15 protein-coding genes are annotated in these 17,767 nt (G+C 61.7%); 8 read left to right on the top strand and 7 right to left on the bottom strand.

Going from position 1 to position 17,767, the window contains the following annotated elements; translation table 11 throughout:
- Positions 1-330: 330 nt before the first annotated feature.
- From traD to P3T40_RS41495, 3 genes are all read left to right on the top strand, one after another.
- Positions 331-741, top strand: a complete 411-nt coding sequence (traD, locus tag P3T40_RS41485; RefSeq protein ID WP_429273463.1) for a conjugal transfer protein TraD — start codon at positions 331-333, stop codon at positions 739-741.
- A 189-nt stretch (positions 742-930) separates the two neighbouring features.
- Positions 931-2,505 carry a methyl-accepting chemotaxis protein gene (locus tag P3T40_RS41490; RefSeq protein WP_429273464.1) on the top strand — a complete coding sequence of 525 codons (1,575 nt, stop codon included), beginning with the start codon at positions 931-933 and terminating at the stop codon, positions 2,503-2,505.
- Positions 2,506-2,550: 45 nt separating this feature from the next.
- Positions 2,551-3,663, top strand: a complete 1,113-nt coding sequence (locus P3T40_RS41495) for a patatin-like phospholipase family protein (protein ID WP_429273465.1) — start codon at positions 2,551-2,553, stop codon at positions 3,661-3,663.
- 24 nt (positions 3,664-3,687) lie between these two features.
- Here the strand turns inward: P3T40_RS41495 and P3T40_RS41500 are convergent, their stop codons facing one another.
- The gene (locus tag P3T40_RS41500) at positions 3,688-4,392 is read right to left on the bottom strand and encodes an SDR family NAD(P)-dependent oxidoreductase (protein ID WP_429273466.1); all 705 of its coding nucleotides are present in this window, start codon (positions 4,390-4,392) and stop codon (positions 3,688-3,690) included.
- A gap of 174 nt (positions 4,393-4,566) precedes the next feature.
- Between P3T40_RS41500 and P3T40_RS41505 the strand changes: the two genes are divergently transcribed.
- A complete protein-coding gene (locus P3T40_RS41505; RefSeq protein WP_429273467.1) occupies positions 4,567-5,496 on the top strand; it encodes a LysR family transcriptional regulator in 930 nt (309 codons plus the stop codon).
- A gap of 102 nt (positions 5,497-5,598) precedes the next feature.
- Here the strand turns inward: P3T40_RS41505 and P3T40_RS41510 are convergent, their stop codons facing one another.
- The 5 genes from P3T40_RS41510 to P3T40_RS41530 form a co-directional block, all read right to left on the bottom strand.
- Positions 5,599-6,075 carry a PRC-barrel domain-containing protein gene (locus P3T40_RS41510; protein ID WP_429273468.1) on the bottom strand — a complete coding sequence of 159 codons (477 nt, stop codon included), beginning with the start codon at positions 6,073-6,075 and terminating at the stop codon, positions 5,599-5,601.
- 156 nt (positions 6,076-6,231) lie between these two features.
- Complete coding sequence (locus P3T40_RS41515) at positions 6,232-6,402, bottom strand: hypothetical protein (RefSeq protein WP_167379456.1); 171 nt, start codon at positions 6,400-6,402, stop codon at positions 6,232-6,234.
- 222 nt (positions 6,403-6,624) lie between these two features.
- A complete protein-coding gene (locus tag P3T40_RS41520; protein ID WP_429273469.1) occupies positions 6,625-7,497 on the bottom strand; it encodes a cation diffusion facilitator family transporter in 873 nt (290 codons plus the stop codon).
- Between the two features lie 121 nt (positions 7,498-7,618).
- Complete coding sequence (locus tag P3T40_RS41525) at positions 7,619-8,881, bottom strand: multidrug effflux MFS transporter (protein WP_429273470.1); 1,263 nt, start codon at positions 8,879-8,881, stop codon at positions 7,619-7,621.
- Positions 8,882-9,070: 189 nt separating this feature from the next.
- Positions 9,071-9,562, bottom strand: a complete 492-nt coding sequence (locus tag P3T40_RS41530; protein ID WP_429273471.1) for a winged helix-turn-helix transcriptional regulator — start codon at positions 9,560-9,562, stop codon at positions 9,071-9,073.
- A 250-nt stretch (positions 9,563-9,812) separates the two neighbouring features.
- On the opposite strand from P3T40_RS41530, the gene P3T40_RS41535 reads away from it, so the two are divergent.
- Genes P3T40_RS41535 through P3T40_RS41550 form a run of 4 tightly spaced genes read left to right on the top strand, consistent with a single transcriptional unit; the run spans position 9,813 to position 16,693 of the window.
- Positions 9,813-13,016, top strand: coding sequence for an efflux RND transporter permease subunit (locus tag P3T40_RS41535; protein WP_429273472.1), 3,204 nt, complete (start codon positions 9,813-9,815; stop codon positions 13,014-13,016).
- A complete protein-coding gene (locus P3T40_RS41540; protein ID WP_429273473.1) occupies positions 13,009-14,169 on the top strand; it encodes an efflux RND transporter periplasmic adaptor subunit in 1,161 nt (386 codons plus the stop codon). The genes P3T40_RS41535 and P3T40_RS41540 overlap by 8 nt, the downstream gene beginning before the upstream one ends.
- Complete coding sequence (locus tag P3T40_RS41545; protein WP_429273474.1) at positions 14,166-15,599, top strand: efflux transporter outer membrane subunit; 1,434 nt, start codon at positions 14,166-14,168, stop codon at positions 15,597-15,599. Before P3T40_RS41540 ends, P3T40_RS41545 begins: the two co-directional genes overlap by 4 nt.
- A gap of 47 nt (positions 15,600-15,646) precedes the next feature.
- Positions 15,647-16,693 carry a LysR family transcriptional regulator gene (locus P3T40_RS41550; RefSeq protein WP_429273475.1) on the top strand — a complete coding sequence of 349 codons (1,047 nt, stop codon included), beginning with the start codon at positions 15,647-15,649 and terminating at the stop codon, positions 16,691-16,693.
- Positions 16,694-16,817: 124 nt separating this feature from the next.
- On the opposite strand, the gene P3T40_RS41555 is transcribed toward P3T40_RS41550, so the two are convergent.
- Positions 16,818-17,702, bottom strand: coding sequence for a LysR family transcriptional regulator (locus P3T40_RS41555; protein ID WP_429273476.1), 885 nt, complete (start codon positions 17,700-17,702; stop codon positions 16,818-16,820).
- Positions 17,703-17,767 lie beyond the last annotated feature (65 nt).

A 17,767-nucleotide genomic window follows, 5' to 3' on the forward strand; every position in this document is an offset into this window, starting at 1 on the left:
CCGGCGCCTTGATCGGCCGCCATCGCAAGGGTCTGTTGTTTCATGCGCATCTAACGATTGAAGGCTCAGTGGCGTTGACCTTTTTCAGCGTAGCCTTAGCGGAAGATGGGATGTCTGCGGCCGTTTGACACAGACAATTAGCGACTACGCTGGATGCGTAGAAAAAGGGCCCCGGGCCGTTGGCCGGCAACTGTAATCTCGTTCGACGGTATCAACTGTTCCTTCACGACTGCGCCAGTGTGAGTACTCTCCTTCGGGATAGATCGCATCCTTGGAGCAAGCCAGTCCCGCAAGGATGAGATACCCCTTATACCGCCGTGAGCACGAAATATGACCGATCAGTGGATCAACGAACGACTGATGCTTCTGCGCAGTCTCAAGACACTAAGCGAGCATCAGCGCCTGCTGCTAATGCTCGCCGACAAGTGGCCACGTACAACCCATGACGAGCGCAAGTTCGAGGCGCTAGTCAAAGCCGAGAAAGCCGCAGAGCGGGCTGAGAAGGCGCGCAACAATGCCTCGCGCATCATCGATGCGGAGAAGCTGGCTGAACGCGAGACGCGGAATAACCAGGCGGTACTGAAGAGCGCGCTAATCGATTTGACCGTCCTGGAAGGCAAGGACCTGGGCGAACTACTGGGCGCGTTGCTCGAGTTCACCGAGAACGGAACAGCAGACGATCGCTCAAGGTGGAAGCAGCACGGCGAGGCAATGTTGGCCAAACGCCAGCGTGCTTCGTGAGCAATCAGGCAACCGGACAAGCAACCCGCAGCCCCTCGTTTGCAATAACAGGAATACAGAGTTTCTCTTTCAACCCTCCTGTTAGCCGATATTAAGCCGTTATCTGCAAGTATCCCGCCGGTTCGCACTCACTCTGCGGCTGGCGCTTTCTTCTGATCGGCACACTCGATATAAGAGGCACACGAGTATATGAAGCTATCCTTTGTCCAGAAGCTATGGCTGCCTCTGATCCTGAGCCTGCTGTGTCTCGCTGGAATCTCAGTCTATAGCGCGTATCACGGGAAAGAAGTGCGGCTGGACGAGCGCAAGGAAGACCTGAAGCACGCATCGGAGATTGCGCTAAGTGTCGTCAAGACTTTTGGCGATCAGGCAGCCGCCGGAGCCATGCCCGTGGCGGAAGCCCAGAAGCGGGCCATGGAGAGCATCCGCAACATGCGCTATGGCGCAAGCGGCTATTTCACGATCTTCAATTCCCAGCCAACAATCCTGATGCATCCGACGCATCCAGATATGAATGGCAAGGACGTCGGCGATTACGAGGATTCCAACGGTGTTCGCTTCTACAAAGACACGGTGGATCTCATCAAGCGTGACGGTCAGGGTTATATCTCGTATGCGTTCCCGAAGCCCGGTGCCACAGAATCCACGCCAAAAATCTCCTACAGCGTGTCCTATCAGCCGTGGGACTGGATTCTCCAGACGGGGATTTACGTCGACGACATCAATGCGGCATTCCGCTCTGCGTTGTTCCAGAGCCTCGGCGTCCTGGCGGTGCTGGCCGGTGCGCTGTCAGCCCTGGTGGTACTGCTCAACCGCGGCATTCTCCGCTCATTGGGCGGCGAGCCCTCTTACGCCGCCGAAATTGCCAACCAGATTGCCAGTAACGATCTGACCGCCATGGTGAAGACGGCGCCCGACGACCGCTCGAGCCTGCTGTTTTCGATGAAGCGCATGCAGGAGCAACTTACGCGGACGATCGGCACGATCAAGATTTCGGCCGACACGATCGCCACCGCCACGCAGCAGATTGCGGCGGGCAATCAGGATCTGTCGCAGCGCACCGAAGAGCAGGCCGCCTCACTCCAGGAAACCGCAGCCAGCATGGAGCAGTTGACCTCCACGGTCACCCAGAACGCCGACAACGCCAGTCAGGCCAACCAGCTCGCTGCACAGGCTGCTGAGGTCGCTGAGCAAGGGGGCGCTGTGGTCTCACGCGTGGTCGAAACCATGGAGGGCATCAACGCCAGCTCGGACAGGATTGCCAACATTGTTGGCATCATCGAGGGCATCGCCTTCCAGACCAATATTCTGGCGCTGAATGCCGCCGTCGAAGCGGCGCGGGCCGGTGAACAGGGGCGGGGTTTTGCCGTGGTGGCCTCGGAAGTGCGATCGTTGGCGCAGCGCTCCTCGGCGGCATCCAAGGAAATCAAGGAGCTGATCAACGATTCCGTGGAGCGGGTCCGGGCAGGCGCGGACCATGTGCAGGAAGCCGGCACGAAGATGCGCGAGATCACTCACGAAATCAGACGGGTGACCGACATCATGGGTGAAATCACCGCTGCCTCGCAGGAACAGAGCAAGGGCATCGGCCAGGTCAACCTGGCTGTCACACAGATGGACGAAGTCACGCAGCAGAACGCAGCGCTGGTCGAACAGGCGGCGGCCGCCGCCAGCTCCCTCGAGTCACAGGCGGCCGATCTGAAAACCTCCGTTTCGATGTTCAGGCTGAACGAATCGCATCACGCCGAGGTCCTCACCGGCTGACTAGTCGGAGTAGGATGGCATGCTGACTTGAACAAGGGGAACAGCATGCCCGCGACGCAAACTCCACCGACAGTAGGTCTGGCGCTCCAAGGCGGCGGCGCACACACGGCGTTCACGTGGGGCGTACTCGACCGCCTCCTGGACGAGGTCGCACAAGGGAAGCTCTTCATTCGTGCGATCAGCGGCACGAGCGGCGGAGCGCTAAACGCCGCGGCATGCGCGTACGGCCTGAACGAGAGTGTGGCTGAGGCAAAGCGGGCACTCGAGCGGTTGTGGACGTTGGTCGGCGCAAGTTCATACTGGCACCCGTTTTACAACTGGCCCACCGAATGGCTGAACTCGCCCTACCGCTGGAATGTGGATCTCAATCCGTTTGTGATCGCGCAAGGCATGCTCCAGCAGATCAGCTCGCCCTATGCGACACCATGGGCGGTCAATCCCATCGGCCCCATCATGGAGAAGGTCATTCCTGACTTCGGGGCCATAAACCAGCACAACGAGAGTGCACCCGAACTCTATATCGCCGCGACGAATGTCGACCTGACCGCGCTGCGCATCTTCGGTCCAACTGAGATCACAGCCAAGGTGCTGATGGCGTCGGCGTGCCTGCCTACGCTCTTCGAGGCGGTTGAAATCGACGGCGAGTTCTATTGGGACGGTGGATATATGGCCAATCCCGCGCTCAATCCGCTAGTTGACCACGTCGACGATATTCTTAGCGTGCTCATTGATCCGCTAGTCGTCAAGCGTGGACCTCCCACGCTCCCGCGGCAGATTGTGAACCGGATCAACGAACTGAGCTTCGGCGCATCCTGGGTCACGGAAGTGCGGCAGATCGAACTGATGAACGAACTCGTCGCGGAAAACACCACAGTCGTCCACCACGGAAAGGCTTACACGACCAAGCGCTTTCACGTGATCCAGGCGGAGCACCTCATGGAAGAGATCGGCGCCGCATCGAAGGACACGCCCTGCATCGAGCTTTTTCTTGCCTTGCGGAAGGCAGGATGGACCGCGGCAGATGGTTGGGTGCACGAATGTCTTCCGAGCGTCGGCAAGACCTCCACCTTCGACCTGAATAAGTTGGTGAAGAGCCGCCTGGAAGGATCACCCTCAGCGATTCATATGGTCCAGGAGGCAGAGCGCAAAAAGTCGTGATTGCGGATAGGCGTGCGTCGCCACTCACCAGGGAACGACTCTTCCCAGGTAGTCCAGATAATGCAATCCGGAGCGCCCTTCGTAAGCCTCTATCGTATTTAGCAAGTTGGGAATACTTTCCTCGATGCTCAGACGCGCGTCACGACCGCCCATGTCCGTCCTGACCCATCCGGGCGCCATCAATAGCAGGGTTTTCGCGTCGTTCTGGTGGCGCGCCGCAAAGCTACGCATAAGCATGTTGAGAGCAGCCTTACTGCCTCGGTAGACCTCATAATTGCCGTTAGTGTTGTTGGTGAGGCTACCCTGCCCCGACGACATGACACCGATGGTTCCCGCCGGCTGCACGATGTCCTGAAACGCCTCGATGATCCTCATTGGACTCAACGAGTTCGTCACCATGACGCGCACAAATTCCTCCGTCGAGACATCGGCAATCGTTTCACGATCGTCGTTTTTGACGCCAGCATTTACGAAAAGCAAATCCAGCCGTCGATCTTTAAGACGACTATGTAACGCGGCGACCTGGTCGGGAATCGTGATATCGACTGCCTCAACTTCCAGCGCGCCTTGGGTGCTTTCCGAGAGTTGGCGCAGCTTTTCTGTTGAGCCCACCCTCCCGGTGGCAATCACTCGCCAGCCACGCTTGAGGTATTCCTCGACCATTGCGAATCCGAGGCCGCGGGATGCACCGATGAGGAGGACGGTTTTCTGCGGAGAGTTGTCTTGCATGGGGAGCTCCCTGTAAGTGAGACCGCGATAGAACGCGGCTTCGAACCAGCACGCGTTCGGTCATGAGTCAGTACTTCGAATATATCGAGGAGAGAGACATGGCGGAAGACGCAGCAGTTGCACTTATAACGTGCACCAAACGCCATGTCTCGACGGATGATGCTACGATCAGGCATGGCAGAACCCGACTTGAATTTACTCGTTGCGCTCGACGTATTGCTTGGCGATGGCAGCGTGGCCGGTGCTGCCCGTCGACTGGGTTTGAGTGCCTCGGCGATGAGTCGAACCTTGACCCGGCTTCGCGAGGCGACCGGTGATCCGCTATTGGTTCGCGCCGGGCGCCGCATGGTATTGACACCCCATGCGGAGGCACTGCGTCAACGCACTCAGAATGCGGTTCATGAGGCACGTGCCGTACTGCGTCCCTCAGCGACGGAAGCGGATTTTTCAACGTTGCAGCGAACCTTTACCATTCGTGCCAACGACGGTTTTGTCGAGGCCTTCGGCGCTTCACTGATTGCCGCGGCGACCGCGACGGCACCGCTCGTGCGTTTGCGTTTCGCACCCAAGCTTGAGAAGACGGCGACGTATCTGCGAGACGGTTCCGCTGATCTTGAGATCGGTGTTTTGGGCGAAATGGGACCAGAGGTCCGCGTGCAGGCACTATTCCGCGATCACTTTCTTGGTGTCGTCAGACGGGGCCATCCGCTCGCGATGGAGCGCGAGGTGACGGCCGCACAGTACACCGCATTCGGTCATGTCGTCGCCTCACGACACGGCCGCACGAGCGGACCGGTTGATGAGGCGCTGGCCACTTTAGGGCTGGAACGAACGATCGTCGCCGTCGTTCCGAGTTTTCCCGCCGCGCTCGCTGTGGCGCGAGCGTCCGACCTGATTGCACTCGTGCCTGCGTCTCTTCTGAGCAATCAGCCGGCACAGCAGGAATTGCCGGCATCCGCCACCACTTACGCCTTCGAGCTTCCCGTGACCACCGAGGAAATTACTATCTCGCAGATGTGGCATCCGCGTTTAGAGATCGATCCTGTGCATCGTTGGCTCCGGCAACTGACGCTAACAGTATGTCGGGAGCGGCTGCACCTGTGACCGTTTGTGCGGCGCCGGCCGCACAAACGGCACTCCGAGCGAAGCGTCTACGCGCAGCCGACGCTTCGCGGATAGCGCTTCGCGATTAAGCAGATGCACCTCTCAGTGCTCGAGAGGTGGCCGCATGTCCGGATCGTCTTCGACGACGTCTTGCATCGCGAGCCAGTACGGTTGGCGGTTGTAATAGCTATGCGTCGTCGCGCCCCACTTCGCGTCCGCCATCGTCGGCCAGTGATCCTTGTCGAAGCCCGGGTCGTCCTTCAAACGTTGCGCGGTGATATCGACGTGGAAGCACTTCTCGTCCGTATCGAGAGTCAGTGCGTTCCAGGGGATGGCGTGCAGGTTTGCGCCCATGCCTAGAAATCCACCTTCAGCCAGTACGGCGTAGGCGATCCGTCCGCTGCGCACGTCCAGCATGATGTCGGAGATCTTGCCTACATGCTCGCCATCCGACGACATCACCTTATTGCCGTCGAGGGTTGCCGCAGCCATGATTTCCGGCCCCGGACCTTCGCCCATACCGCCGCCAATGACATTCGCGCCGCCGCGGGTGCCGCCTTGAGGATTGATTGAGCCCATCATTGCCTCCTTGGAAAATGGTGCAACAAAGGGCGCGCAAGGGGCATACCTGGGGCGACAGCCACGTACGCGTGGCGGCGCAAAATAATCCTTACCGGGCGTGCATATTCGTCCAATGTTTGCGGATGAGCGATGCGGCAAGGTGGCGCGCGATCGCTACGAGCGGTCCCGGTTGCGTGTACGTGTAGCGCCGGTGATGATCGCAACGCCAAGCATGATGACCGCGACGATTTCGATGGTGTGCTGGGAGACGTGCATAGCGATGAGCGCCCAGCACACGCCGCCTATCAGAACAATCCAGCCGACAAGATAAATGACCAGGGTCATCGTTTTCTCCTTGGGTAGTCGACGGATGCGACGGGTTGCCTGCCATGTCACGCTTCATCCCGGTGCCGCCGTCGAGCGATGGTCTGGCGCGAGTTACCAGCCGGTCTGTGGAGTAGCAGAATTCGCGCCTGAGCCGGGGTGGTTCAAGAATACGCTGATCGATAGAAGTAGAGACGGGCGAGAAAAATCTCTCTCATGGGCCATGAATGACCTGCCAATTCGCTATTTGACAAGGTCGTCAAGGCGTTCGTCGTCGATGCCCGCAGGCTCCAGGTGGGCCGTTACATCGGCGGCTTCGAACAACCGTTGCACTGTTTTTTCCGCCCGATCGCCGATTGCGTGGCCCTCCGCCACAGTGAGCGCGCCGTCAACTTCCACATGGAACTCAACGAAGACCCGGTCGCCGCCGTTGCGCGTCCGGATGTCGTGCACAGATTGCACCCCGTCGCACCCGCGCACGGCGGATTCGATACGCGCACGATCTGTTGCGTCCAGTTCACGGTCGAGCAGTTGAATTAACGCGTCCATTGCCATTCCCCGCGCGTTCCACAGCATGTAGACCGAGATTGCTAGCGCGCCGATCGCGTCGGCCCGTGTCCAGCCAAGAAAATTTTCGAGCAGCAGCGCTATCAGGACCGCTATGTTGACGGCCACATCCGTAACGTAGTGGGCCCGATCTGCGGCAATCGCGGTCGAACCCGTGCGGTTAACCACAAGGGTTTGCATGCCAACGAGTCCGGCAGCGGCGAGTGAGCTGCCCACGATCACCCAGATGCCGAATCCCGTCTGATTCAGTGGTTGAGGAACAAACAGACGCTGAACCGATTCGACACCGAGCCCGATTGCGGCAGCCGCCAGAAGCAATGCCTGAACGAAGGCCGCGACAGCCTCGGCCTTGCCATGCCCATATCGATGACCCTGATCGACTGGTCGTGCCGCGTAGCGCACCCCAGCGAAAGTCACGGTAGAGGCGACGACATCGACGAGGCCATCAGCAGCGGAGGTCAGCAACGAAATCGAGCCTGTTGTGATCCAGGCCCAGACTTTGATAACGACCAACCCAAGTGCGACCACGAGAGCAACAATCGAGGCCATGCGCCGAAGCGCTCCATCGGACATAGTTTCGGACATCGGTTCGATCTCTCTGTCGATATTTGCGTGGAGCCGGTCTCGCTACGGTCTACCCGATCGCCGCGGTCCGCCGCAGGTTACGCTCTTAGACCAGTTCGCTGCCGCGGCACACGACAGCCTCGGACTGCAGTTGCGCCAGATGCCGCAGCAGCTTCGTCACCATCCCGACGACAATGAGCGCGAGGATCACGAAGAACACCGCGAGCGGCGTCAGGACTTGCACCGACACGAAGCCGGCGAGCCCCATCATCGCCGACGATACAAGCAGCAGCGCACACCCGAGGATCGCACTCGTCAGGCCAGCGATATGCGGGAACAGCGAATTGCCCTTGGCCATCAGCGTGGGATACATCGCGCCGGCGCAGAACCCCATCACGAGCACGGGCGTGGCGAGCGTCCAGACGCGCAGGCCGGCCGTCAGCGCAAGCACCAGCATCGCGATCGACGCTGCCGCCATCGTGCGCGCACCGATACGCAGCCGCTGCTCTGCGCTCGGCAGACGCGGGCCGTGCACGCGATTCGACAGGCCGCCGAGGAAGTACATCATCCCGATGCCGAGCGCGAGATAGGCGAAGTAGGTCGGCGGCTTGTGCAATGTGTTCTGCACCATGAACGGCCCGACGATGTTGAACACCAGCAGGATGCTGTAGCACAGCCCTTGCGCGAGAAAGCAGCTCTGGAACACCGGGCTCGAGAGCACCTTGCCCGCGTTCGTCAATAGCGTGCGCGGCTCAAGATGCACCGGCCGCGGCAAAGTCTCGCGATAGCGCCAAACCAAAGCCCACATCACAAGCGAATAAACGAGCAGGAAGACCAGGCAAGACTTCCAGCCAAACAACGTTTGCAAATGGGCACCGATCACCGGCGCGACAATCGGCGCGAGCCCCCACGCGATCGCCATGTACGTGAACGCATGTATCAGCGCCTGTCCGGAGAACGAATCGGTGATGATCGCCTTCGCGAGCAGGTTGGTGGCGGCGATACCGAAGCCCTGCAGACAGCGGGCGAGGAGGAACATCTCCAGATTCGGCGCGGCGAGTGACAGCACGCAGCCGATCGTAAAGATGACGAGGCCGAACGCCAGTACGGGCTTGCGACCGTATGCGTCCGCTACGGGCCCGAATACGAGCTGGCCCAACGCATAGGCCGCCATGTAGCCGGAAACGCTCGACTGGATCGCCTGAGGCGACGTCGCGAAGAAACGTGCCATTGCCGGTAGCGCGGGCACGTAAATGTCGATCGCGAGCTGCCCGGCAGAGGCAAACAGGCAGATCAGGAACAGCAGGAAGCGCGGCGAATTCGGTGGGCGCGTGGGAGTGACCGTGCGCTCGGGGATAGTGTGGTTCATGACAGCATCGAAGGGGCGGATTCCGGGGGCGCGACATTATGCGGTGCGAGTGACCGCAGCGTTTATTTGGCGCCATCAACACGTATTGTGCCTGTTATCGAATCGATGTCGTGTACGTCCCGATCACCACTGGGGTTACTGCCCGGACTTTGGTGTGGCGGCCCGAGCTATCGGGCCCCTGGGAACATATCATCGGGCGCGCTGACTCACCCGCCGGGAGGGTTTTGCCGGTGCAGGAGCACGTCCTTCCTTGGACGTGATGTCGGCTGCCGTCAGCGCCCGTCCATCCTGAGCCGCGAGTTCGATGCGCCGGAGCGGTTCTTCGTTGACCTTGTCGACCGCGATCATCATGGGCTCGCCGGGAGTGAACAGGTATTGCTCGCCCCACTGCCGCAGCGCCACGAGCACGGTCTGCAGACGCTCCCCGGCTTGTGTCAGATGATATTCGCTATGCGCGCTGCCGTCCTCGGCCGGCCGTATCTCCATGATGCCGGCGGCGACCATGTCGCGCAGGCGAGTGCTAAGGATGTTCTTCGCCATGCCGAGATTCTTCTGAAACTCGCCAAAACGCCGAACGCCCTTCAACGCGTCGCGGACAATCAGCAGCGTCCACCAATCGCCGACCACGTCCAAGGTTCGCGCGACCGGGCATTTGGCGGTCTTCATGCATGTGCGTCGCATCGTTTCCCCTTCTTCTTGCGTTTCGTTCCGCCTTTACAGGCGGGTTGTCGAAGCATGGTTCGTAAGCTTCGGGCCCGCGATGCGACCCTTCTTGCAGTCAAGTATAACGCGACTGGTTGCATGATTAAACCGGCGTGTGTTAGATTTGCGGCTTGGTAGCATGATTAAACCGCCGTGGGTCGACCGGTAGTGCGTCCGTTGGTAGCGGAGTTCGCAAATTAGTGCATATGCACGCAATAGGAGTGCCGCAATGTGGATCGTCAGGGTAGCACTCAGAAGGCCCTACACTTTTATCGTCCTCGCGCTGCTGCTCGGCATCATCGGGCCGCTCGCGGTGCTGCGCACGCCAACGGATATCTTCCCCAATATCAACATTCCGGTCGTCAGCGTCATCTGGACCTATAGCGGCCTGCCGCCGAACGAGATGAGCGACCGCATCACCGGGAACTTCGAGCGTTTTACGCTTGCCACGGTCAACAATATCGAGCACATCGAGTCACAGTCGCTCTCGGGTGTTTCGGTTATCAAGTACTTCTTTCACCCGGGCACGAACGTTGACCTCTCGATGAGTCAGCTGACGGCGGGTGCGCAATCGTGGCTGAAGCAATTGCCGCCAGGCAGCACGCCGCCGCTCATCCTCGCCTATAACGCCTCCAGCGTCCCTATCATTCAGCTGGCGCTTTCCAGCAAGACCATTCCGGAGCAGGGTCTCTACGACCTCGCCAATAATTTCGTCAGAACACAGCTCGCCGGCGTTGCGGGCGCGTCGATTCCGTTTCCGTACGGGGGACGTACGCGCCAGGTGCAGGTCGATCTCGACCAGCGGCTGCTGCAGGCGCGCGGCGTTTCGGCCGACGACGTCGTCAACGCGATCAATGCGCAGAATCTGATCATCCCGGCCGGCACGCAGAAGGTAGGAGAGTTCGAGTACAACATTAAATTGAACGGCAGCCCGGTTGCCGTGCAGGACCTCAACGACCTGCCGATCAAGACAGTCAACGGCACGGTCGTCTACGTCCACGACGTGGCGCATGTGCGCGACGGCTCGGCGCCACAGACCAACATCGTGCGCGTCGACGGCCAACACGCGTCGCTGATGACCATCCAGAAGACCGGCACCGCGTCGACGCTCGATATCATCGGCCAGATCAAGGCGCTCCTGCCATCGGTGCGCGACGCCTCACCGCCCGCGCTCGACATCCAGCCAATCGGCGATCAATCGGTGTTCGTCAAAGGGGCCATCAGCGGCGTGGTGCGCGAAGGCCTCATCGCCGCCGCGTTGACCGCGCTCATGATCCTGCTCTTCCTCGGAAGCTGGCGCTCGACGCTCATCATCACCATTTCGATCCCGCTCTCGGTGCTCTGCTCGCTGATCGGGCTGTCGCTTCTGGGCGAGACGATCAACATCATGACGCTGGGAGGACTGGCGCTCGCCGTCGGGATTCTGGTCGACGATGCCACGGTTGCCATCGAAAGTATCAATTCCCATCTCGAACGGGGCGCCGAAGTCGAGGCGGCCATCCTCGCAGGCGCTCAGGAAATCGCCGTGCCGGCGTTGGTCGCTACGCTGTGCATATGTATAGTTTTCGTGCCGATGTTCTTCCTGTCGGGCGTCGCGCGCTATCTCTTCGTGCCGCTGGCGGAGGCGATCGTCTTCGCCATGCTCGCCTCGTATGTGCTGTCCCGCACGCTGATCCCCACCCTCGCCAAGTACTGGTTGCGGATGCACGAGGGACACAAGGGGCACGACGCGGAGCGCGGCTCGCGCAATCCGCTCGTCGGACTGCAGGGTGCCTTCCAGCGCGGCTTCGAGGCACTGCGTCTACGCTACCACCAGGTTCTGGCGCGAATGATTACACGGCGCCGCGTCTTCATCCCGGTGTTCCTTGGCTGCATGCTGGCGTCGCTTGCGCTCGTTCCGTGGCTCGGCAGCAACTTCTTTCCGTCGGTCGACAGCGGTCAGATCAAGCTACACCTGCGCGGCCATGCCGGCCTGCGGGTCGAGGAAACCGCGCGGCTCACCGACGAGGTCGAGGCGACTGTGCGGAAAACCATTCCGGGTTCCGAAATATCTAGCGTGGTCGACAATATCGGCCTACCAGTCAGCGGCATCAATCTCTCGTACAGCAACTCCGCCCCGACCACGGCCGCCGATGCCGACATTCTCATCACGCTGAAAGAAGACCATCGCCCGACCGCGGACTATGTGCGTCAGTTGCGGGCATCGTTGCCAGAGGCGTATCCCGGCGTGAGCTTCGCTTTCCTGCCCGCCGACATCGTCAGCCAGATCCTGAATTTCGGCGCCCCGGCGCCTATCGATATCCAGGTCAGCGGATTCAACGTCGCGGCCAACAACGCTTTCACGCAGCAACTACAGTCGCAGGTGCGGCACGTGTCGGGCATTGCCGATGTGCGCATCCAGCAGGACCTCGACTATCCTGAGTTCGACGTCAAGGTCGACCGCAGTCGCGCGCAGGATGTGGGCCTGTCCCAGCGCGAGGTGGCCAACGACCTGCTGTTCACGCTGACGGGCAGCTTCCAGACCAACCCGACGTTCTGGCTCGACACGAAAAACGGCGTCTCCTATCCGCTCGTCACTCAGACGCCGCAGCCGCAGCTCGATTCGCTGGACGCGCTTCGCAACGTGACGCTCACGGCCGCTGGCGGCCAGGCGCAAATCCTCGGGGCAGTCAGCACGATCACGCGCAGCGTGGGACCGGCTGTGGTCTCGCACTACAACGTGAAGCCGACCATCGACATCTACGCCGCCGTGCAGGACCGCGATCTCGGTGCCGTTGCAACCGACGTCTACAAGATCGTCAATGCGGCGAAAAAGAATCTGCCGCGCGGCTCGTCCATCGTGGTGCGCGGCCAGGTGCAGACGATGAAGGCGTCCTTCACCGGTCTCTACGGCGGTCTCGCTTTCGCGATCCTGCTCGTCTATCTACTGATCGTCATCAATTTCCAGTCGTGGACCGACGCTTTCATCATCATCACCGCGCTGCCCGCTGCGCTGGCCGGCATCGTCTGGATGCTGTTCCTGACCCGCACGCCGCTCTCCGTGCCGGCGCTCACCGGCGCAATCATGAGCGTCGGCGTCGCGACCGCGAACAGCATCCTGGTGGTGAGCTTCGCCCGCGATCGCCTGCTCGAGGTGAGCGGCGACGCGTCGAAGGCTGCGACGGACGCCGGCTTCGCCCGCTTTCGCCCCGTGCTGATGACGGCACTCGCGATGGTCATCGGCATGGTGCCGATGGCGCTGGGCCTCGGCGACGGCGGCGAACAGAACGCGCCGCTCGGCCGCGCCGTCATCGGCGGCCTTGCCTTCGCCACCGTCGCCACCCTGCTCTTCGTGCCCGCCGTGTTCAGCCTGACCCATGGCAGTGAGAAGAAGCCGCCGGTACCCGGCCCCACGCAACGACGAGAACTGGATACGGAGTTTGAACATGAGTGAAAATCGACTGCAGGGGCGCAAGCTGCTCCCGCTGTGCGGCGTGGTGCTGGTGATCGGCGCGGTCGCCTGGGGCATCTGGTCGCGTAACAGTGCCGAGGCGGCGCTCGTCAAGGTGACCGACGACGAGGCGTTGCCGACCGTCTCCGTGATCACGGCCGCCGCCGGCCCCGCGGACGAAGCACTCGTGCTACCCGGCACAGTGCAGGCCGAATACGAGACGCCGATCTACGCGCGCACCAGCGGCTATGTGAAGCACTGGTACACCGACATCGGCACGCGCGTGAAGGCCGGGACGCTCCTGGCCGAGATCGACTCGCCCGAAGTCGACCAGCAGCTCCGTCAGGCCAGGGCCGACCTGGCAACAGCAAACGCGAACAACCTCATTGCACAGCAAACGGCGAAACGCGTCCACGCGTTGCTGCCAACGCAATCGGTCTCGGCCGAGCAGGACGATCAGGCAACCAGCGATGCCGCCGCCAAGGCGGCGCTCGTGGCCGCCGCCGAGGCGAATGTCGAGCGTCTGACCCAACTGGTCGGGTTCGAGCGGGTCGTGGCGCCCTATGACGGGGTCGTCACGGCGCGCGAAACCGATGTCGGCAACCTGATCAATGCCGGCAGCGGCAGCGGACCGGAGCTGTTCCGCGTCGCCGATACCAGCAAGCTCAGGATCTATGTGCAGGTGCCGCAGAGCTACGCGGCGCTCGTGAAGCCCGGCGTCACGGCCGTGCTGCAGTTCCCGGAATATCCGGGACGGACCTTCCCGGCGAATTTCACGCACTCCGCGGACGCGATCAATCCGAGCGCGCGGACCCTGCTCGTCGAGCTCGAAGCCGACAACGCGAGCGGTGAGCTGTTTCCAGGCGGCTATACCGATGTTCACTTCAAGGTGCCGGTCGCGCAGCGCGGCGTGAACATTCCGGCCAACACACTGCTGTTTCGGGCCGAAGGGGTGCGCGTGGCGAGCCTCGCAAGTAACGGCCTCGTCACGCTGCATACGGTCACGCTGGGCCGCGACTTCGGTCCGACAGTCGAGGTCACGACCGGGCTGGCGCCGGGCGAGAAGATCATTCTCAACCCGCCTGCGTCGCTCGCTGACGGCGAGCGCGTGCGGGTGCAGAGCGATCGCAATCCGGCGCGAGGAGGCCGGTCATGAAGCGATTTCTGAAATGCGGCGTACCGCTCGTCGCATGCCTGCTCAGCGCCTGCGATTTCGCGCCGACCTACGTGCCGCCACCCGTTGCGACGCCGACCGACTTTAAGGAGTCCGCGGACTGGACGCCGGCGACGCCTAGGGATTCGGCGCCACGCGGGCCATGGTGGCAGATCTTCCAGGACCCCGCGCTCGACCGGCTGGAAGACCAGGTGACGGCTGCGAACCAGAACCTGAAGATTGCCGTCGCTCAGTACGACGAAGCACGCGCCGATGCCAGTACGGCGCAGGCCGACTATTACCCCACGCTCGACGCCGGCGGGTCCGCCTCGCGCCAGGGCTTGTCGCGCGAGGCGGCGAATCCGTTGCCGAACCGATCGTTCAAGAACTACAGCCTCGGACTCGACTTTGATTACGAAATCGACGTCTGGGGACGCGTGCGCAACCAGGCGAAGGCCGGCGCGGATCGGGAGCAGGCCAGCGCCGGCGATCTCGCAACGGTGGATCTGAGCCTCCACGCCGAGCTCGCCAGCGACTACTTCATCCTGCGCGGCGACGATGCCGAACAGGACGTGCTCGACCGGACAGTCGAGAACTATCGCAAGGCGCTGGAACTCACCCAGGCGAGGTTCAATATCGGGTACGCGGCCAAGCCGGACGTCTCCGCTGCCGAGGCGCAGTTCGAAAGCGCCACGACGCAGGCCACCGAAATCCGGCTGAAGCGCACGAACCTCGAACACGCCATTGCGATCCTCACCGGACAACCGCCGGCAGGCTTCGCGCTGCCTGCAAACAAGCTCGATGCAACGCCGCCCGACATCGCGCCGGTACTGCCCGCCGCCCTGCTCGAGCGGCGTCCCGACATCGCGGCGGCGGAACGCCGGGTCGCGGCCGCCAATGCGGACATTGGCGTTGCCAAGGCCGCCTATTACCCGGCCTTCAACCTGAACGCGCTGCTCGGTGTCGAGGCAGCCATGCCGAACCACCTCTTCACGGCACCTGCGGAGGCGTGGTCGCTGGGCCCTTCCGCCGTCGTGAATCTGTTCGACGGCGGCAAGCGACGTGCGCTCAATGAGCGCGCGCGCGCCTCCTATGACGAGGCGGCGGCGCAGTACCGCCAGACCGTGCTCGATGCGTACGGCGAGGTCGAGGACAGTCTCGCGTCGCTGCACCTCCTCGCTCGCGAAGCAGTTAGCCAGCAGGCAGCCGTGACCGCCGCCGCGGATTCGACGACCCAGGCGACGCATCTCTATTCCGGGGGGCTCGCCAACTACTACAACGTCATCGTGGCGCAGAACATCGAGCTCACCGCACGGCTGACGCAGGTCGACATCGCGACGCGCCGGCTGACCGCCGACGTCTCGCTCATCAAGGCGCTTGGCGGCGGCTGGCAGCGCAAGGACGGGCTGACGCCCGGCACCGCTGCCGGTTAGGTTTCCTAAGCGCTGAAACGATCCCTCTTTGCAGGCGGGAGCCGAGTATGGATACCATCCGAAACATGAAGGCCTTTGTGGCGGTGGCGGAAACGGGCAGCTTTACGAAAGCGGCGCATCAACTGTCAGCGACGCTGCCGATGATATCCCGCTGGATCGCCGAGCTTGAAAGCCATCTGCGCACGCGGGTCTTGAACCGCACGACGCGCCGTGTCGCACTGACCGAAGCCGGCCAGCGGTATTTAAAGCATTGCCGCGAGATTCTGACATTAGTCGCCGCAGCCGAGGCGGAGGCTTCGGACGCCCGTGCCGTTGCGGCCGGGACCCTCAGGATTCATGCGATGTCGAGCATCGGCCAGCACTACGTCATCCCTGCGATTGCCGCCTATCAGGCGCGCTATCCGGAAGTCACCGTCGACCTGACGTTATCGCAGAGCGTGCCGGACCTTCTGGAAGAAGGTTACGACGTGGCAATCCGGTTGTCGCGCGAAGCGCTGCCGGATTCGAACTTCGTTTCCCATCGTCTGGGGGCCATCCGCACGGTCCTGTGCGCCGCGCCGCACTATCTGGAGGTTCATGGCATGCCCCGCACCGTGAAAGATCTCGCGAGCCATGCGTGTCTACAATTGTCGCTGCCCATGTTTCCATCGGACCGATGGCTACTCATGGGCCCGGACGGAGAACGCGAATTCAAGCTTCCCGACAGCCGCTTCAAGGTGAACATGTCCGACGCGATGGCCGTGGCATTGCACGAAGGCATGGGCATCGGGACCCTTCCGACGCTTGCCATCCGTTCCGCTTTGCGAACAGGATCGCTGGTCAGGGTGCTGCCCGACTATCATCTGCACGAGCTCAGTGTCTACGCGGTTTACGCATCCCGGCAATATCTCGATGCGAAGATCAGGACGTGGGTCCAGTTCGCCCGGGAATGGATAACTGAGGCGATACGCGCCGACGACGTAGGCATTGCCGGTACGCCTGGGAAAGACGTTGAGCCGAGATTGCCGCGAAACATGGCAAGCGCGTGGAATGGCAACTCGGCGGACTTCGCGCGGCCCGTTTCGACCATGAGAGCGGAATTTGTCAAAAATTGACACGCACGGTCAAGCCTCGCGATAGAACAGTCTCCAGGCGATCGCGTGATTATGCGGGTGGTCTTCGGCACCTTCGCGCTCGACCATGGAATGAAAGTGCCGATGTGGCATCGCGTAGGCTGGATCAGCCGTGTGCCTCAAGCAACAGGTTGAGGAACGCTTCGGCACTGCGCGAGAGCGGCCGCGCCTCCTCGACAATCGCACAGAACGGCATCAGATAGTGCGGCGATTGGGGCAGCACAGCGAATTCGTAACGAGGCGACAACTGTGCCACATAGTGCTCGGGCAGCAGGCCGACACAGCGGCCCGTCGCAACCATCGTCGCGACAGCTTCGAGCCCGCTGACCTCCGGACCCTGCCGGAACCCATGCGTCGTAAGCGCGTCTTCCACGAAAGGGTGCGCGCGATAGACGAGCGGCAGCTCCCGTGTATCGGAATCCCCGGCAATCCCGCCGGCCACTCCCGGACGATAGAACACGCGATGCGTCTCTGTGAACAACGGATAGTGGCGAAAGGTCCTGAGGCGCCTATAGGCTCCACGAATCGCAATCTGCACCCGGCGCTCCACCAGAGCCGTGCCGAGATCGCCGGTGGTCATCACCTTCACCGTTGGCGTCACAAGCGGCGCGACCCGGCTCAGTTCCGCGAGTGCGTGGGCGACGTGGCAACCCTCGTTCGTCAACACGTGCTCGGAGACACCCAGCACCAGCGGGCCGGAAAGCACACCACGCACCGCATCGACTTCCGGCTTGATCCGCTCGAGCGCTTCGAGCGCCTGAAGTGACACGCGCAATGCCACCTCACCGCCCTCCGTAAGCTGAAAGCCTCCCGGTCCACGCTCACAGAGCTTGATTCCAAGACGCGCCTCGACCTCATTGATGTGCCGGCTGATCGACGCTTTCGACATGAACAGCGTGCGTTCCGCGGCCGCAAAACCACTCGCTTGCGCCGCAGCGCAGAACACCCGCAGCGAACGAAGGTCGCGCTCGTCCAGAGGCATCTTTTTCATCGAAGGAGCGCCGCCAAAAGGTCTTGAATTTCGGAACCATATCAGCACAAAAATAGTTATTCAAA

Source organism: Paraburkholderia sp. EB58 (assembly GCF_050436665.1).
Classification (GTDB): Bacteria; Pseudomonadota; Gammaproteobacteria; order Burkholderiales; family Burkholderiaceae; genus Paraburkholderia.

What these genes read in the sequence shown, in the direction of transcription:
- traD (WP_429273463.1), top strand. Translation starts at nt 331, where the DNA reads ATGACCGATCAGTGGATCAACGAACGACTGATGCTTCTGCGCAGTCTC.
- P3T40_RS41490 (WP_429273464.1), top strand. Translation starts at nt 931, where the DNA reads ATGAAGCTATCCTTTGTCCAGAAGCTATGGCTGCCTCTGATCCTGAGC.
- P3T40_RS41495 (WP_429273465.1), top strand. Translation starts at nt 2,551, where the DNA reads ATGCCCGCGACGCAAACTCCACCGACAGTAGGTCTGGCGCTCCAAGGC.
- P3T40_RS41500 (WP_429273466.1), bottom strand. Translation starts at nt 4,392, where the DNA reads ATGCAAGACAACTCTCCGCAGAAAACCGTCCTCCTCATCGGTGCATCC.
- P3T40_RS41505 (WP_429273467.1), top strand. Translation starts at nt 4,567, where the DNA reads ATGGCAGAACCCGACTTGAATTTACTCGTTGCGCTCGACGTATTGCTT.
- P3T40_RS41510 (WP_429273468.1), bottom strand. Translation starts at nt 6,075, where the DNA reads ATGGGCTCAATCAATCCTCAAGGCGGCACCCGCGGCGGCGCGAATGTC.
- P3T40_RS41515 (WP_167379456.1), bottom strand. Translation starts at nt 6,402, where the DNA reads ATGACCCTGGTCATTTATCTTGTCGGCTGGATTGTTCTGATAGGCGGC.
- P3T40_RS41520 (WP_429273469.1), bottom strand. Translation starts at nt 7,497, where the DNA reads ATGGCCTCGATTGTTGCTCTCGTGGTCGCACTTGGGTTGGTCGTTATC.
- P3T40_RS41525 (WP_429273470.1), bottom strand. Translation starts at nt 8,881, where the DNA reads ATGAACCACACTATCCCCGAGCGCACGGTCACTCCCACGCGCCCACCG.
- P3T40_RS41530 (WP_429273471.1), bottom strand. Translation starts at nt 9,562, where the DNA reads ATGCGACGCACATGCATGAAGACCGCCAAATGCCCGGTCGCGCGAACC.
- P3T40_RS41535 (WP_429273472.1), top strand. Translation starts at nt 9,813, where the DNA reads ATGTGGATCGTCAGGGTAGCACTCAGAAGGCCCTACACTTTTATCGTC.
- P3T40_RS41540 (WP_429273473.1), top strand. Translation starts at nt 13,009, where the DNA reads ATGAGTGAAAATCGACTGCAGGGGCGCAAGCTGCTCCCGCTGTGCGGC.
- P3T40_RS41545 (WP_429273474.1), top strand. Translation starts at nt 14,166, where the DNA reads ATGAAGCGATTTCTGAAATGCGGCGTACCGCTCGTCGCATGCCTGCTC.
- P3T40_RS41550 (WP_429273475.1), top strand. Translation starts at nt 15,647, where the DNA reads ATGGATACCATCCGAAACATGAAGGCCTTTGTGGCGGTGGCGGAAACG.
- P3T40_RS41555 (WP_429273476.1), bottom strand. Translation starts at nt 17,702, where the DNA reads ATGAAAAAGATGCCTCTGGACGAGCGCGACCTTCGTTCGCTGCGGGTG.